17 protein-coding genes are annotated in these 15,846 nt (G+C 61.3%); 1 reads left to right on the top strand and 16 read right to left on the bottom strand.

The features are described 5' to 3' along the window. Positions 1-318: 318 nt before the first annotated feature. The 9 genes from msrA to AC1DYC_RS02435 all read right to left on the bottom strand — a co-directional run bounded on the left by msrA (position 319) and on the right by AC1DYC_RS02435 (position 6,079). Complete coding sequence (msrA, locus tag AC1DYC_RS02475; protein WP_477403681.1) at positions 319-837, bottom strand: peptide-methionine (S)-S-oxide reductase MsrA; 519 nt, start codon at positions 835-837, stop codon at positions 319-321. Between the two features lie 68 nt (positions 838-905). After that, entirely contained in the window at positions 906-1,229 is a 324-nt protein-coding gene (locus tag AC1DYC_RS02470; RefSeq protein WP_477403679.1) for a hypothetical protein, read from the bottom strand. A 4-nt stretch (positions 1,230-1,233) separates the two neighbouring features. After that, positions 1,234-1,425 carry a hypothetical protein gene (locus AC1DYC_RS02465; RefSeq protein WP_477403677.1) on the bottom strand — a complete coding sequence of 64 codons (192 nt, stop codon included), beginning with the start codon at positions 1,423-1,425 and terminating at the stop codon, positions 1,234-1,236. After that, the gene (locus tag AC1DYC_RS02460) at positions 1,410-1,658 is read right to left on the bottom strand and encodes an ABC transporter permease (RefSeq protein ID WP_477403676.1); all 249 of its coding nucleotides are present in this window, start codon (positions 1,656-1,658) and stop codon (positions 1,410-1,412) included. The genes AC1DYC_RS02465 and AC1DYC_RS02460 overlap by 16 nt, the downstream gene beginning before the upstream one ends. A gap of 87 nt (positions 1,659-1,745) precedes the next feature. Then, complete coding sequence (locus tag AC1DYC_RS02455) at positions 1,746-1,949, bottom strand: hypothetical protein (protein ID WP_477403674.1); 204 nt, start codon at positions 1,947-1,949, stop codon at positions 1,746-1,748. Beyond that, positions 1,946-2,641, bottom strand: coding sequence for a glycoside hydrolase family 108 protein (locus AC1DYC_RS02450; RefSeq protein WP_477403672.1), 696 nt, complete (start codon positions 2,639-2,641; stop codon positions 1,946-1,948). The genes AC1DYC_RS02455 and AC1DYC_RS02450 overlap by 4 nt, the downstream gene beginning before the upstream one ends. Before the next feature lie 231 nt (positions 2,642-2,872). Further along, positions 2,873-3,316: a hypothetical protein gene (locus AC1DYC_RS02445; protein ID WP_477403670.1), complete on the bottom strand. Its 444-nt coding sequence runs from the start codon at positions 3,314-3,316 to the stop codon at positions 2,873-2,875. A gap of 264 nt (positions 3,317-3,580) precedes the next feature. Further along, positions 3,581-5,536 (bottom strand): hypothetical protein, encoded by a 1,956-nt coding sequence (locus tag AC1DYC_RS02440; protein ID WP_477403668.1) that lies wholly within the window; start codon positions 5,534-5,536, stop codon positions 3,581-3,583. Positions 5,537-5,758: 222 nt separating this feature from the next. Further along, complete coding sequence (locus tag AC1DYC_RS02435) at positions 5,759-6,079, bottom strand: hypothetical protein (RefSeq protein WP_477403666.1); 321 nt, start codon at positions 6,077-6,079, stop codon at positions 5,759-5,761. 232 nt (positions 6,080-6,311) lie between these two features. On the opposite strand from AC1DYC_RS02435, the gene AC1DYC_RS02430 reads away from it, so the two are divergent. Further along, the gene (locus tag AC1DYC_RS02430; protein ID WP_477403664.1) at positions 6,312-7,004 is read left to right on the top strand and encodes a hypothetical protein; all 693 of its coding nucleotides are present in this window, start codon (positions 6,312-6,314) and stop codon (positions 7,002-7,004) included. Positions 7,005-7,874: 870 nt separating this feature from the next. Here AC1DYC_RS02430 and AC1DYC_RS02425 read toward each other — a convergent pair. The 7 genes from AC1DYC_RS02425 to AC1DYC_RS02395 all read right to left on the bottom strand — a co-directional run bounded on the left by AC1DYC_RS02425 (position 7,875) and on the right by AC1DYC_RS02395 (position 15,738). Next, entirely contained in the window at positions 7,875-8,309 is a 435-nt protein-coding gene (locus AC1DYC_RS02425; protein ID WP_477403662.1) for a hypothetical protein, read from the bottom strand. Next, positions 8,306-10,837 carry a hypothetical protein gene (locus AC1DYC_RS02420; protein WP_477403660.1) on the bottom strand — a complete coding sequence of 844 codons (2,532 nt, stop codon included), beginning with the start codon at positions 10,835-10,837 and terminating at the stop codon, positions 8,306-8,308. Before AC1DYC_RS02420 ends, AC1DYC_RS02425 begins: the two co-directional genes overlap by 4 nt. Further along, positions 10,838-11,368 (bottom strand): hypothetical protein, encoded by a 531-nt coding sequence (locus tag AC1DYC_RS02415; RefSeq protein WP_477403658.1) that lies wholly within the window; start codon positions 11,366-11,368, stop codon positions 10,838-10,840. It lies immediately after the preceding gene. A 3-nt stretch (positions 11,369-11,371) separates the two neighbouring features. After that, positions 11,372-12,025 (bottom strand): hypothetical protein, encoded by a 654-nt coding sequence (locus AC1DYC_RS02410; RefSeq protein ID WP_477403656.1) that lies wholly within the window; start codon positions 12,023-12,025, stop codon positions 11,372-11,374. A gap of 211 nt (positions 12,026-12,236) precedes the next feature. After that, complete coding sequence (locus AC1DYC_RS02405) at positions 12,237-14,702, bottom strand: phage tail protein (RefSeq protein WP_477403654.1); 2,466 nt, start codon at positions 14,700-14,702, stop codon at positions 12,237-12,239. Next, the gene (locus AC1DYC_RS02400) at positions 14,699-15,301 is read right to left on the bottom strand and encodes a phage connector family protein (RefSeq protein ID WP_477403652.1); all 603 of its coding nucleotides are present in this window, start codon (positions 15,299-15,301) and stop codon (positions 14,699-14,701) included. The genes AC1DYC_RS02405 and AC1DYC_RS02400 overlap by 4 nt, the downstream gene beginning before the upstream one ends. A gap of 137 nt (positions 15,302-15,438) precedes the next feature. Beyond that, a complete protein-coding gene (locus AC1DYC_RS02395; protein WP_477403650.1) occupies positions 15,439-15,738 on the bottom strand; it encodes a hypothetical protein in 300 nt (99 codons plus the stop codon). Between the last annotated feature and the right edge of the window lie 108 nt (positions 15,739-15,846).

The raw sequence follows: 15,846 nt of genomic DNA, 5'->3' as shown, positions 1-15,846 counted from the left end.
TGTCACCGGGTTACGGAATCGTTAATCAGCGCTTGCTACTATGCCGAATGACCAAGAATCTCGGCAATGCACCCAGGATCCGCCCCAGGCAACAGCCTGAGAGCTCCATTCTTGGTCGGCTGGCGCCTGCCCTGTTTCCACTCATCGTCGTCGCGCTTGGGTATATAATCGGCCGTCAATTCTTCGGCTTCTAGGCCACCCTCTCCGAATGCGCTCGCGGTGGAAACGCCGCACACAAACGCAAAAAAACGCCACACCCTTTCGGGTGCGGCGTTCTCAGCTCTGAACCGATACCGGTATCGGCCGGTTATGAGTGTGTTACGAAACGGCCTTTTCGCGGACCGGAAGCTTCCAGCCCGGCCTGACAAAGTGGCAGGTGTAGCCGTTGGGATATTTCTCGAGATAGTCCTGATGCTCGGGCTCCGCCTCCCAGAAATCGCCCACCGGAGCAAGCTCCGTGACGACCTTGCCGGGCCAGAGTCCCGAGGCATTGACATCGGCAATGGTATCCTCGGCCACGTGCTTCTGCTCGTCGCTGGCGTAGAAAATCGCCGAGCGGTAGCTCATTCCGACGTCATTGCCCTGGCGGTTCTTCGTGGTCGGATCGTGGATCTGGAAAAAGGATTCGAGCAGCGTGCGAAAGCTGATCCTGGCCGGATCGAAAATGATCTCGATGGCTTCGGCATGGGTGCCGTGGTTGCGGTAAGTGGCATTGGACACATCGCCGCCGCTGTAGCCGACGCGGGTCGAAATCACGCCGGGATAGCGCCGGATCAAATCCTGCATGCCCCAGAAACAACCGCCGGCAAGCACTGCACGTTCGGTGGACGTCACCATATCATACCTCCTTTGGATTGCTCCTTAAGTAGGCATTGTCGCTGGCTTCTTCCAGCACCTCAAGTGCATCACTTGTCGCCAACCGGCTTGAACCGCCGCATGATCACCTCGAAGACGATGTCGGAAATCCACATGGCCGAGACGCCGATCAGGAAAGCGGCCGCGAGCGTCGTGGTGTCGTCGGCGGGATCCGGGATAGGCAGCCCCGTCGCCTTGAACCAGGCGACCGCGGGCAGCGTCAGATAGGCGGCGGCGAGTGCCCCGCAGATCGGCGAGGCGATCATCTCGCGCAGCTTGTAGCGATGGCGCGACAGCGCCCGCAGCACGCCGCCGGCCAGTCCGGCGGCGACGACGGGGCCCTTTATGCCAAGCATGTCGAAGAGGTCGTGCATCGGCTTAAAGCCTCCATCCGCAGAGCTTTTGTCCCTTACGGTTGTGCGCCAAGAGCGCTCTCGCCTCGGCGTCCGACAGCGCGTCGACGGCTTTGGCCGACAGGCGCAGCGGGCTCGAGACCGTGCAGAAGCCGCCCGAAGCCGTCGTGCAACCGGCCAGCACCACCAGCAGCGCAAGCATCAGTCCCTTGCCCATGATTTCAGCTCCTTTCGAACAGCGTCCGCCGGCAGCGCGCCGATATCGTTCTGAACCTGGTCGGCGACCGCGCGCGCCGCGGCTTCGGCCGCCGCCTGTCTGCCGCGCTCGGCCCTGGCCCCGGCCAGGCGCTGGTGAAAGCCCCAGCAAAGTGCGGCGATGACCGATGCCAGGAAGCCCAGCAGCGCCTTGTTGCCGAGCAGGACGGCGAAGAGCGCGCTCACAGCAGCCATCCGGCGATGAGCCCGGCCGCAAAGCCGATGGCAAAGGGTTTGGCGGCTTCGAGATAGGCGATGAGCAGTTGTTGCAACCCTTCCATCTCAGTGCTCCCAGCCGAATTTGCGGGCAAGCCAGTGCCAGGTCTCGGTGACCGAGGCGATGGCAAGACCGGCGCCGATCTCCAGTCCGGCCTGGATGTCGGGGTCGGAAGAAAATGCTGCAGCGTCGTCGGCGCCAAGCAGGCCACGCGCGACCAGAACGCCGGCGCCGTAACGCAGGCCGATGCGGATAAGGACGGCGATCATGTCGGGCTCCTTGCAAAGATGGATTTCAGGATCTGAACCAGCGCGTGCCAGAACGGCAGGCGTTCGACAGGGGGAGCGACAGGAGCCCCAGCGGGCGATGGCGTGGTAGCAGGCGCGGCGGATGGCCCTGGCGGATGTCGTGAGCCCGAGGGATCCGACGAAGGTGGCGGAGCGGGCTGAGGGGCAGACATCAACAACGCCTGTGCGCGAACCGACCGGACGCGGTCGCTCCAACCCTTGCCGAAAACCGGCCAGGTCGGCAGCCGCCGCAGGAATGCCAGGCGGGCGTCGCAGAGGTCGTCGATGACGGCGCCCGGAGGCCTGGCGCCGACGGCCCTGAGCGTGGCCGGGCCGATCCTGCCGTCCTGCGCCACACCCACCGCCGCTTGCAGATATTTCGCCGCCCTGCCCGGCCCGCTGTTCACGGCGAAATCGAACACAGCGTAATCGACCCCGCCGGGAAGCTCGGCGCCCGCCACAGCGTCCCAGTAGAAACGCCTGTAGACCGTTGCCAGCTGAGCATCGGAAATCTTGCGAAGATCGTCCTTACTGGCGTCCGCCTTTACATAGCGGCGGAAGTTGGCCAGCGTCACGCCTTTCATAGTGGCGCCGCCGGGATCGGCCGGATTGTCCGACCACCCGCCTTCCGATTTAAGGACGAGTGCAAGCGCCCGCGCGAAATTGCGGTCCATGGATAGCCTCCTGAGGTTGTGTGTGCAGATTAGGAAGCCTGAGCCGCCTTATTGGCGATGTATGCAGCGATTGTCGCGGCGTCCCAGGCGGCAGTGGCTATTCGGGAGACCTCCCGCACACCATCCAGGATGACGCGGTCCATGTGCACCTGGATCACGCCATCTGCGTCAATGCTGATAGCGCCCAATTCGCCAGCAGAAGGAACCTGGGTTGCCGGGAAGGTAGGGCCGTCAACTGTACGACAAGGGGTGCCCGAAAATTCCGCTATGAGGTTGGGGTGTTGGCGAAAACCGCCGGGCCGGGTCCCGGTTTCTTCGGCTAGCAGCGCCGCCAGATTGGTCGATGTCGGGGTCACAGCAAACGAAGCCGGCCACCCAAACAACCGCCGCCCATGAGGTGAGCCGCGCCGCCAGTGGCTGGCAAAGCGAGTCGAAATACGTCTTTAGCGTGGCTTTGAGATTAGCCCATGTCGCCCTGACTGTGCGCAGTCCTGCGCTGTCCCAGTAGCCGAACTCGTCGGCATCTACAGGTGCGGTCTTCGCCAGCGCGCCGTGGATCGTGGCAGCGTCAAACTCATCCATCGGAGTATGGACTTCCTTGCCACTGGAAAGCAGTTTGACTCGGATTTGCGACGACTCGTCTATCCCGCCGTTTGCATTGGGCTGGTCAGCCATAAGGCTTCCCCGGAATCTTGTGGCGCGCTACGGGTGTGGGATGGAGTGGGTGCGATGTGGCTTTTGTATCGATATCAGAGCTCGATGTTTGCACTTGCGGCAGTGATCGCCGCAGCCGCCTATAGCTTCGGCGCTGGAGTTTTAATTTCAGCGGTAACGTTCATTGTAGCTCTTTTGTTAGTCGTCATTGGTGTCGATCAGTACATCTTTCGATTTTCCGGCTCGTCTTGCGACAGGTATCGCCGTCCATATGATCACTAGAGGTCAAGCCCACGCCCTGAGAACAAGTCGCCAACGAGAGTTCGTAATAGTACTGCCGCCGCCTGTGTTTTTGAGAACAATGTCGAGATCGGCGGAGCCAAAGCGAATGTTCAAGTTCACAGCGTCCGGAACTATAGACAGGCCCTTACTGCCTGTGCCGCCGCCAGGATTTACCAACAGCTCGTCGCCAATAATGTACCCCAACTCACCCGTGGTGCATTGCAGGACAGCCATGTAGAACTTTGGCTGGGCACCAAGGCCATGTGCGATGGTGAGCGACCCGCTAGTGGTGATGGTCTGTTGCGAACTCTCAAATGACTTGGTGAAGGTCGGCCCTGCTGCCCATGTCGGCAAACCACTGGCGAGTTGCAGGATTTGCCCATCGGAGCCCTTTGCGCGTCGTGCCCACGTCCCCGCACCGCTGGCGTAGATGATGCCGCCGGCCACAGCCGTTCCGATCCCGGCCAATGCGGAAAGAACGGTTGAAGCAGCCTGATACAAGGTTGAAAGCGCTGCAATCGCCGCGCTGACAAACCCCGTCGTCGCAAGCTGCGTCGTGTTGGTGCCGGGCGCCGCCGTGGGCGCTGCCGGCGTTCCCGTGAAGGTCGGGCTGGCCTTTGGCGCCAGGCTCGACACTGCGATCCCACTGTCCTTGGCCAGCTTGCCCGTCGTGCCGTTGAAGGTCGCGATGTTGTCGGCGACGGCGGAGGCTGGGCCGGCGATCAGGTCGGTCACCTTGATGCCACTGTCCTTGCCAATCTTACCCGTGGTTCCGGCGAATGTTACAACGTTGTCGGTCACGGAAGATGCCGGGCCGGTGAAATCCCCTGTCCCAGTCCCATCCGCACCCTTGTCGCCGGCGCGATCGAACATCAGCCAGATACCGTTGGCTGTCGTTGGCAAGGTGCCGGCGCCGCTGACACAGGCGAGCGTCAGCTTGCGGTAGCCTGCGCCATCCACAACCGCGCCACTGACATTGTAGACATAGGAGATGGCGGCGGAGGCTTTCGAGCGCAGCGTCAGCTGGCCCTTGACGGCGTTGGTGCTGTCGTCGAAGGCATCCAGGATGCCGCTCACCGTGGCGCCGCCGGCATCGAGATTGTCGATATAGGCCGCGGTCGCCAGGGCGGCGCTGGCGTTGTTCAGCCGCAAGGTGCCGTTGCCCGGGTCGGCGTCGGTTGTCGTGGTCGAAAACGTATAGCCAAGTGCTGCCACCGATGTTGCCGCCGCCAACGCGCTGGCCGCGGCATTGGTGGCGGAGGTCGCGGCATTGGTCGCCGAGGTGGAAGCAGCGGCGGCTGAACCTGAAGCGCCACTCGCCGAACCGGCAGCGGCCGTGGCCGAGTTGCCTGCGTTGGTGGCGCTGGTCGCGGCACCCGATGCCGAGCCGGCCGCGGCCGTTGCCGAAGTGCCGGCATTGGTGGCGCTGGTCGCGGCGGTTGTGGCGGAACCGGAAGCAGCGGTGGCCGAGCCGGCGGCGGCGGTGGCCGAGGTTCCCGCATTGGTGGCGCTGGTAGCCGCCGCGTTCTTCGAGGTCAGCGCCGCGGCCGCACTGGCGGCGGCGGCGCTGACCGCGCCCACCGCATCGCCCAGCGTGTCCTCCGAGAGGTAGAACGCGAGCGCGATGGCGTCGGTGCCGATCACCGGATCCAGCGTTTCGAAGACATAGACGAAGTCGGCCGAAACCGTGCCCTCCTGCACATGCACCGTCGTGCCCTTCTGCATGGTGCGGCTGCTGCGGGCGTCGGCGGCGCGGAACCACTCGCCTTCGCATGCCGTATAGATGCCGTTGTCGCGGGCTTCGATCTGGTTCTTCACCAGCACGCGGTCGCCGACCCCGGTCGGCACACCGTCGATGGTCTGCAGGCCGCAGAGGGTGATATTGCCCGTGGTCGCCAGGCGCACGGGTTCTCTCTCGCCGGTCAACAGGCGAACGGCGGCAGTTGCAGGTCGGGCCATAAGGTTTGCTCCATGAAAAAAGCCCCGCGAAAGCGAGGCTTGAAAATTTCGGTTCAATTGGCGGGCTGGCGCTGGGCTCGGCGGAGCGGCCCCGCCCCTTTGGCCGGATGCTCTCGTTTGTTCCCGGATTTCTCTTCCTGAAAGCACCCGCGCCTGACCTGTCGCATCACCTTCGAGGCGCTGACTGGTGGCGTCCAGCGACTAAGAGGGGCAGGTCAACTCCTAAGCTCTGGCAGAATGGAACTTGAGGCGACCTGCCAGCATCTCGGCGTTGGCAGGAATCGCATCGACATTGACAGGTATCAATTTCGCCACGGATTTTCCCTGACGCGCGGCCTCGACCCAGTCTTCGAGCGCACCGATGTAGCCATCAAGGCTTCGAAGGGGGTCCTGGTGTCGTCGGCCAGGATATATGGGCGGCACGTCGCCGACGATCACCCAAATCCATCCAGGTATGTCCGGCCTTCTAGGCTCAATCTCGAACAGAAAGATGTAGATGATGCCCTCGGCGCCGTGGCCGAGATACTCGCCCTTGATGGACAAAACCCAATCGAAGAATTCGAGGTGTTCGCGAGCCTCAACGCGGGCAGAGTCAAGTTCGCTTTCACCAGCGACGTTGGCTGGATTCTTGCCTAGAGGACCTCGTAAAATGACTTCGCGGTTGTTACAGCTTCTGCTACAACTAGAATGGCTCCGTAGCTACGCAATGCAATCTAAGAGGGCATCCTTGCGGTCGCTCATTCTCGGCTCAGTTGTCGCTCGAAGGGCTGACGCCATGAAAGCAATTGGCTTCGCCTTCGGCCTCTTGGCGCTGCCTGCGGTGGCCAAGGAGCCGATCAAGTGGATCGAGTCCTTAAGCGGCGGAAGCAAGATCGAGATCCCCGAATTCTTTGAAGATGGCGATGGTTGGTTGCTTGGTGGTTTCGCCGAAAACTACGGCTCGGTGTTCGATCCGGCATCGTATCCGGACGCAGAGCTTCGTCAGTACCGAGCCCTTGATAAGAAAAAGACCCCGTTCGAGTACCTCAAACAGGCAATCGTCGGTGATGGCAGCATCGCCACATATAAGATTGACAGGCCATCGCTCGCCGTGATTTCCGGGACCTCGCCCGATGGCGAATTCATTTTCTACGGCATGTGTCAGAAACACCGTACCGTCACCTGCTTCGATATGCATTGGAACAAGAAGGATCAGGCGATGTTTCAGCCAATTGCCGAGCGCATCGCTCGGTCTTCCGCAAAAATCGGTGATTGGCGGGCCTCGGCGAACAGCATTGAGGCTCTCGCTTCACTCGCCTCCCCCGCAGCCGGTTCCGATACACGTCAAGCCATATTCTTTCATCAGCCGGCGGGTGACCAAATCCCTGATCCGCTCCTTCTGCGCATCACTCAGGCCCTCCGTAGGGCATTCGTCGATCGCATAACCGGCCGCGACGTCAGGGTTACCCTGATCGCGCGCCTTGCCTAGAACGCAGGAAAACGCCTTCCATTCTTTCTTTGAAAGGGTGATTGCCGACGCGGGCACGGCGTAGACAAGGCCAACGGAAAGGCAGACGGACAGAATCAAACGCATTGATTGCGAACCTCTTGAATGCGTGACGATAGCATGCAGCATCTATGTTGCCCGACTAGGGCTGAGAAGGATAATAGTCTTTGGGCAGCTTGATGCCAAACTTCCCAGGGCGAAACTCCCGAAGCTCGTCAACAGTGCCGTGCCAATGCTGTCCAAGCTTCGGACCATCCAGCTTATAGTGCGGACTGTGACTGGGCGTCGTTGTCGCGAGCGATCTCTAGGTTCCTCGTCCACAGACCTCGAATTTCGACCGGTATGTCGTCGGAAAAATGAACCGATGCAGCAATTGCACCCTGCCACTGCCCATCGCCACCATAGAGAACGTGCAGTTTGGGAGCTATCGCCTTCAAGGATTTATCCACCTCTTCGGGCAGCTCACCAATTACCTACAAAACATAGAATTCCAAGAGTTTAAGCAACGGCTTTCCGTCATAGCGCGGATTATCTTCCACTCTATCTCTCCTATGCGTCATTGATGGCGTATTGGATAAGCCTTTGACAAACCGCCGTTAGGCTAGGTTTTTCTGTCAGTGAGGCAAGCCAACCCTTGATGACTTCTCGAGAGATATATCTCAAGAAAATATTCCAAACCCGCGTCGACGGCCTCCGGTGGCGATCTTCCCGTGTCCAGCGCGGTAGCAACCAAATTGCGATGACTGCGCTCCAGCGGGTGCTGCCGCGCCGGCGATGAAACCGATAGCAACAGGAATTGGTCCGTTGTCAGTTTGATCAAAGGGGTCGTGGCAATACTAACAGACATTGACTCTACACTTCGGCAGGAAACGGCCGAATGCTAGCGGATGGCAGCCCAAGTTCATCAAGCACATCCAAAGCGCGCTCTGACACGACGAGATTGAGATTCCCGGCAATGCCAAAATCATCGCGCCCCGCTCTTCCGTCTACCTTCAGCCAGACGAAAGACGGAAGCTCCACACCAGGCTGCAGCTCGTGAAAATTCTCCGATATAGTTATCTCGGCCTCTGCGAAAGCAGCACCTGATGCTCCAATATCGACCAACTTGCGCTTGGCTTCCTCGGTCACGAGGTAACAAGGAAAGGTGGTCACGATCGAGTCACCAAACCACCCCTCGACGTGGTAAACGAGCTTGCTTACGACAGGCGGATGAACGCTGGTATCCATGACGGTGCCGCGGCCTATTCCGCCGGCGACGTCGGGTTCAATTTCAAAATATATCATCATTCACCTACCGGCGGATCAAATAAGTGTCCATATTTTTTATCGATTTCTGTCGCATAGTCAAGAACCTGTTGGCGAGTGGCGGTGGCGTGAGTCTTATAAAACCTATCCCATTCGTAACGAATTACCCTTATGTGCAAATTTATGTCATACTCTTTCCTGACGCCGCTGAGGTTTTCTATTGAATTTAGCTCTTCAAGCGAAAAAAGACCAGGATACCTATCTAAAACCTGCCGCTCTGCCCGATGATGGACGACATAGTCGTTGGCATTGAGTTCAGGGTGCGCGCTGAAAAAGGTCTTTCGATAATCGTTTGAGCTTGTCCAGCCAACCTTCGCTCCTGGATGCTTGATGGAGGAAGGGTCCCTTGCAAGAATCTCAGCCATGGATGCGGTGTCGAAGGCGCTATCGGATATTTCGCCATAAGGGGTCTTGCGTCTTGGAAATTTTGATGGAGAACGCGCGAGCGTTTGCTGTAGTCGATAGGTTTCCGCATCAACGCCTCGAATCAGCGCCTCAGTCCCTTCAGGCAGATCATCGGACCATTTGAGAGATGCTGAGAGGCTTTTAAGCCATGGTTCTGCAATTCGGCCACCTCGCTTGATGGCCGGAGTCAGCAATTTTTCGGCTGGAATGACGCCCAAGGCGTCAAGCAACGCCTCGCTATAGTTGCCGTCGAGCGCAGCATTCGCCGCATCGTCGAGCGCGAACGCGCCTCCCAGGTAGGGTATGAAGTCTACGACCGAAATATCCTCGTTGCCGGCTCCCTCAGAGCCGATGAATGTTCGCGCAAGACGTCGCCTCAGACTCCCTAGCTCAGAATCGCCAACTATTGCTCGGCCCACCTTCTCTCTGGCCGTGAGAAACCGCTTGGTTGCTTCTGCATTTGCTCCAAAATCTTTCAAACCAACGGCTTTGGTCGGATCGAGCAGCATCAAAGGATCAACTATCGCTTCCCTACGCGATCGATTCGCCACGCTCTCTGTCGCTTGTGTTGCGCTTGTTCGGAGGAGATGAGCTAACATTGCATCGCGCGCAGCCCGCGTTGGGAGCACAGCGAAAATGCTACTTAACTTTTGATCCTGATCTTGCGGTTGGTTTTCTTGTTTGACTTGTCCCACAACGCTGCTAGCCACGGAATTCGGTAGTGGCTGAACTCTCTCGAAACCCAACTGCTGCTGAGCAGCAATCGAGCCGATCATCGCCGCTCGGTAGTCTTCCGGTTTCGAAAGGTTGTTCCAGGCGGCGTCCAAGGCGGCAAAAGCATCGCGAACGTAGCCGCCTGGATCACCTTGCCTGGCCTTAAGCGTTAGCTCGGCGGCGGCGGACACGGCGTCATGCCGAGCTTTATCTTCCGCTGGCGTGACACTACCTGCTTTGGGTTCGGAGTTGGTGACCATTGCCCGCACGGCATCATTCGGCATGGTCAGCATGTCGTGGAATAGGCGATTGGTCTCCCCGGCTTTGGAGAAAGCTTCGAACCGCCTGCCGCCTTCGGTCGCGCCATAAAGAGCAACAAACTGCTCTTCAGTCGGCGTTGGGCCAGAGTATTTCCCAGTTTTTCTAATTTCCGCCGGTGCGTTGAACTCGGCCAGCCCAATGTTGGTGCGCGCCCCGAGTTGCTGAGCAGCGTCGGCAGCTCGGGCTTGCGCGGCCAGGATTGGCCGATCTTCGAATGGGACATCGTCCTTGAACGCCTGCGCTACTCTTTCGTCCGGTGTGAGTTTGCCGATGCGGTCGCGCTTCGCAGCCGCCCCATTGGACCCGCCCGAGGCGCTGGAGCCGCCAATGGCCTCTGCCGTGCCATCCTCGCCCCACCCTCCAGCCTCCTTCGCGCCCAACATCTCGGCCGCCCGCTTCGGGTTCGTGGCGATCATCGCCTGAACCAGCGCCTTGGCCGAGTTGGTGCGCCACGATGCTTCCGCGGCTTGCCGGGTGAGCGGGTTGCCGATCTTGGCGATCAGGTCGAGCCCGCTCTGCCGGATCGCCTCGAAGGTCGCGGTGTCGTTCGGGTCGCCTTGTGCGATCGCGATGGCATTGGTCGTCAGCGTCGTGTCGACGACGGCCTTCTCGTAGTCGTCGCGCTTTGTCTTTTGCCGCAGCGCCATGCGGTATGCGCCAACGACGCGCTTGTTTTCCTTCTGACCTGCAAACGCGGCTCGCTGGCTTTCGGGCATCGTCCGCTTCGCATCGTCGAACAGCGTGTCGAACAGGCCTGTTTTCACCACCCGGCCGGCGCGCAGGTCGACCTCGCCATACATGGCTTCATGCATGCCTGCGCCATCGGCCGGCGCGTTCGCCGCCACTTCGTCCTCCGCCTGCGCGATCCGCGCGTCGAATCCACGGTGCGCCAGCTCGGCGTCGAACGCGTCCTGCTGGTCCTTCATCTGCTGGTAGCGGTCGGCGAGAGCGGAAAGGTGGTCGCCAAAACCCTGCATGGCGCCGCCGATCGGCGACCCCTGGGGATATTGCACCGCATTGCCGGTATCGAGCCGGCGCTGGCCAACGGAGATCGGGATGATGTGCACCATTTAGGTGTTCCCCGCCCACGGAGCCCTGACGGCTGGACCACCGAAGATCACGGAACGACCTGGCACGGTGGCGCCGGTCGCACTGGGAGCCATCGCCTTCGACGGGTCGTAGATTTTGGAAAGGCCGCTAACCAGCGCATCGCCTGCCTTGAAGAGCGACGCGGTCACCGCCTGCTTGCCGGAAAAGCGCGAGATGGCGGCCTGCGTGTTCAGACTGTTCTGGCGCAGCTTCGAGCCGTAGAGCAGCGCGCCGAGATCCGTCTGGCCTTGGCGGGCGTTGGCCGCCAGCACCTCGGTCGGCGAGCCGGCAATGCCGACGCCAGACGCGCCGGCCTGGGCGAGGGCCTGCGCCTGCAGCAGATCCTGCTTGTGGCGCTCCTGGGTCTGGTCGAAGGCGGCTTGCTGGGCGTCGGCTTGCGCCTGCTGCTCGTAGACCTTGGCCTGATAGTCGGCCATCTGCTTCGACTGCTGGCCTTCCACCAGCGCGCCGCCGACGGAAAGAACAGTGCCGAGAAGGGCAAGTGTGCACATGGTTCAGCCTCGCGCCATTGCAGGAATGAATTTGGTTTTGACGCCGGCGACCGGCGCGCCGAGCTGCGGGCGTGGGTCGAGCGCGCCACCGGTGGCGAGCAGGGACAGAAGCAGCCGGTCGGCCTGCAAGCCGGCGCGGCTGAGGCGCGCCGGTGCAGCGGCGCGCGCGCCGGCCATGGCGGCGCGGCGGGTGGTGGTGAGGTTGACCTTCAGCTCGGTGACACCGGCGGCATCGAACAGGCCGTTGGCGGTGGCGATGGCGCGGACAAGCGCATCTGCCTCGAACAGTTCCTGGCGAAGCTGCTCGACGAGACGGCGCGCGCTTCGCCAGCGCTCGGTCAGGGTGGCGGCCTTGGCCGTGATCTCATCGCCAAGAGCGGCAATGTCGGCGCGCGCTTCGCTCTCGGCGGCCTCGATGCGGCGCGTGTCGGCGGCGCAGATGGTCTTTTCCAGCACGGCGATGGTGTCGTTGCAGGCATCGAGCGCGGCACGCGCGGCGGCGAGATCACCGTCGCCGAAGACGGCATGGTCCTCGGCCTGTTCCAGCGCGCGCCGGCGGGAGACGGCGTCGTTGAGGTCGGTATCGAGCAAGGCGATGACGGCAGCGAAATCGGCAGCCGTCCGCGCCTTGCCGAGGGTTTCGGCATGGGGGGTCATGGGGTGTGGATTCCTTGTGGGAGAAGTGGGGCGACAGTTTATCTCCCCCCTTGAGGGGGAGATGTCGCCGAAGGCGACAGAGGGTGTCGTCTCGCGTGGAGCGCTAACCTTCGTCGGTCGCAAGAAGGTCGCGCCCGGTCGTACCGACCCCCTCTGGCCTGCCGGCCATCTCCCCCTCAAGGGGGGAGATCAGCAGCCTCAGCGCCTCGACCTACGGCTCAGCATCGAACACCGGCGTAAGCGCCCGGATCGTGCAGGGCGTCGGGTTGACGTGGCGTATCCTGACCCTGCCCTGGCCTTCCCAGCTGTCGTCGACCGGAACTTCGACATTGCCGGTGTACAGTTTCGCCTTGCCGTCAGGCGCGACGATGCTCGGCATGCGTACCGGTTCCCAGCGGCCGCGGATGAAGGACTGCACCTGCAGCCCGGTGGTGTCGGTTTCCAGCAGCGACAGGATGATCCGGGCCACCTTCTTGCGACGGCCGACGATTGAACCGTCCCTGCCGCCGACATCGAGTTCCAGCGTTGCCACCTCTGCCGCATAGGGCAGGCCGACCTGCCATTTCGCCGCGGTGGCACCTCCGGGAAGCGTGACCTGCCCTGAGCCGACGGTCAGGCTCTTGTAGACCTTGCCATCGGCCAGCACGTCTACCGATTGCCCATTGAGGTGCGAAAGCCCGGAAACCGTGGCCACGGCCACGCCCGAATAGGTCAGGCCGCAATCGACCTCGAAAGCATCGCTGATGTCGCCATATTCGAAGGGTGACGTCTTGATCTCGATATAGCGTTGGGTAGCGCCGCCAACGGTGCGCTTCACGATCAGCCAAAGATCGTCATTTCCATCCTGCCCGGGCGTGACGCATGCGCTTTCGACAATCCCCCAGGCCGAACCGGAGAACGAGCCGGCGATGTCGTGCCGATGCATGCCCCGGACTTCCTGCGAGGGCTGATGCGTGTAGCCGCCCAACTCGCCATTGTCGAGCGGGAACCACAGCAACGGATCGGGATCGGTCTGGAAGGCGAGTTCGATGACACCCTTCTTCGGGATATGCTCGGAGATCTGCCCGACATCGTCCGAGGTGTATTTGCCGGTCGCCGCCTGGGTGAGCTCGGCAATCGCCATGCGCGAGCGGGTCACATAGAGAAACGACTGGCCCGCATCGACCGGCCGTATGGGAGCCGCGCCAAACGTGCGCGATTTCCTGTTCTTGAATGACGAAGGGGTCAGGGCTTCATCGACACCGGAACCCGACATCGCCCGGATACCGCCGGCGGTCGCAATCAGAAGCGCGCCATCGGCGTCCGCAACCCATGCGATGTCATTGGCCTGGCCGCCGCCGGCCTGGATGAACTCCAGCGCGTCGGTGTCCTTTTCGCCGAGCGCGAAATTGTCGAAGTCGCCGGTCTGCGAGGCATAGACGGAAAACTTTCGGCTGAAGGCCAACCGCTCTTCATAGAGGGAACCGCTCTCGACATATTTGCCGGGCACAAAAGTGCCGAGCCGCCAGCGCGTGATCGGGCTCAGGTCCGGCAAGGCGTGTCCATACATGCGAACGGTAACGACTGTCGCGCTCGTGCGAGCGGCAATCTTGGCCCAGCGCCACCGTCCGTCCGAACCGAGCAGCCGGATGGCGCGGCCGACATCCGATGTCTGGAACCCGGCGCCGTCGTTGATGCCGGCAATCGACGATGCCGTCAGGTTGAACGGCGTCATCGTGTCGCCGTCTTCGTTGGGCGCCCACTCCGCGAAATCGGTTCTGGTGCTGTCGGCACCGCCGCCGCCTTCCACGTCCATGCGCAGATATTCGAAAGCCGTTTTGTTGACGAACTCGAAGAACCGCCGCTCGGAGGTTCCCCATCCCATCTGCCCTACTTGCGAATCGATGGTTGTCCATGTCGACCCGTCGTTGGAGCCCTGGATTTCCCATTGCGTCGGCATGTTTTCGGCTTCAGAAGCACTGTTGGCAGCCTGCACCCAGTAGGCGTTGCAAACCTTCTGCGCGCCACCCGGCTGCCGGTATTGTATCCAGCCATTTGTTCCCGAGCCCACCTCGGCAACCGTCCTGCTGTTCTTGTCCATGATCAGATATGCATCACTGGACGCGTTCGATGCGCTTACTGTTCCGCTCGGTGCTGTGTTGCTCGTCATCTTGGGTGAGTAGCCGCCGTAGCTGGCCGGCGTCATCGTCGTCCCGGTTGTATTGATCGGGTCATAGGGCCCGTCGAGAAATTCGAAATCGCTCAGCATCCAAATCGTGTGGGCCGTACGGGTCAGCACCTTGGGCGGGTAGTTGCGATGCGTGATCCACATCTGATCCGCGGACTGGACGTATTGCAGATCGAACAGGTCAGCCTCGAGATACGGGCTCGCCACCTCGACCGTGCCGACGCGCGCACCATAGGCGTAGACGCGGATGTAGAGGTCGCCGAATTCCAGCGCATAGGCCTGGTCGGCGCTGAAGATGAACGGGATCAGCCGCGTCGCCTTGGCGGGGGTTTTTACCCCGCCAACGAAATACGTCCCGCCACGCTTCCTGATGCCGCCATGCGGGAGGGTGACGAAGTTCTCGCATTTGGACAATGCCGCCCGATAGAGGTCGAGCGAGGCGCGCGCATGCAGCCGGGGCGAGATTTCGCCACGGGTGAAGACGTCCTGGACGGGATAGAGCGCGGTCATCGGCCAAACACCCTGAAATCGCCACGCTGCTGCGCCCAGCAAGCGGTGTAGAGCCGGCCGCCGCGCTGGATGGCGTTTGCGGCAAAGGCGGCGTCGAGCGCACGGTCATAGGCCGAGCGGGCGATGTCGATCATGCCGGCCTTGTGGGTCAAGGGATGTGCGATCTTGATGGCAAGGGCTGCCACCAGCACTTCGGTGAACAGCGCATCCCAGTCGTTGGGATCGGTGAGATTGGCGATGTAGCGGATGATCAACGGGCCGGACCGGTCGCAATAGATCAGCCCGGCTTCCTGGCGCCAGGAGATCGGCACGCCGTCGGGCTCGCCATTGGCCGTCAGCGGCAGTGGCCGCAAGCAATCGGCGGGCAGTTCATAGGCGAAATTCAAGGTGCAATCGCCGCTGCCGGTGTCGGCGCCGGCGACGCTGGCCGACAGGATGGCAAACACCCAGGCGTGCTTGGCAAGTTCTGCTTCCCGCGCGAGGTCGAAATGCAGGTTGAGCAGGCGCGCCGCCTTGACGTCCTGGTCGGGACTGTCGATCGGCGCCTCGTCGAGGACGGCGAGCGCCATGTTGGCGATGTCGAGCGGGGTGATGGCCATGGATCAGCGCCTCGTGAATTGAGCAAGGGTCAAGGTTCGGGCATGAAAAAAGCCGCCAAAGGCGGCTCGGGAATTTATCTGCAGGGGGCGCGAAAGAGTGCGGTGTCAAGAACCAGTGCGCAGCCGCTTCTGGCCTGTCAGAGCAGCCAGTTGCGCCAGATCGGGCTGGAGAACATCGCCAAAACGATGAGAGCACACCATACCAGCCCCGAGCCGAACAGGAGCAAGCACCACCAAGCGAAACGATCGCCCCGGTCAGCCTGCCGCTTGAGGGCGCCATACTTTGCCCAGCTCGAAATTGAATAGAGCATTGAGTACAGGGACTTGCCCTTTGGAGGGTCTACCTCGACTTCCTCTCCGAGAAGATGGCCCCCATACAAATGGAACGGCGCGGACAGGATAAGGGCTATCGTGATGGCAAGGAGGAACCAGTTCAAGCTAATATTCTCGCGCCGCAGTAGATTGCTATTCTAGGCCCTCTCGGCAAGGAAACAGTTAAGCCTCCGATTACAAGTTGATATAGTGGCGAGGGCGGAGCATTGCTC

The organism is Mesorhizobium sp. P2_E7 (assembly GCF_056403855.1).
Note: the sequence above shows the minus strand (reverse complement) of the source record. Positions and strands in the feature narration are given on the sequence as shown.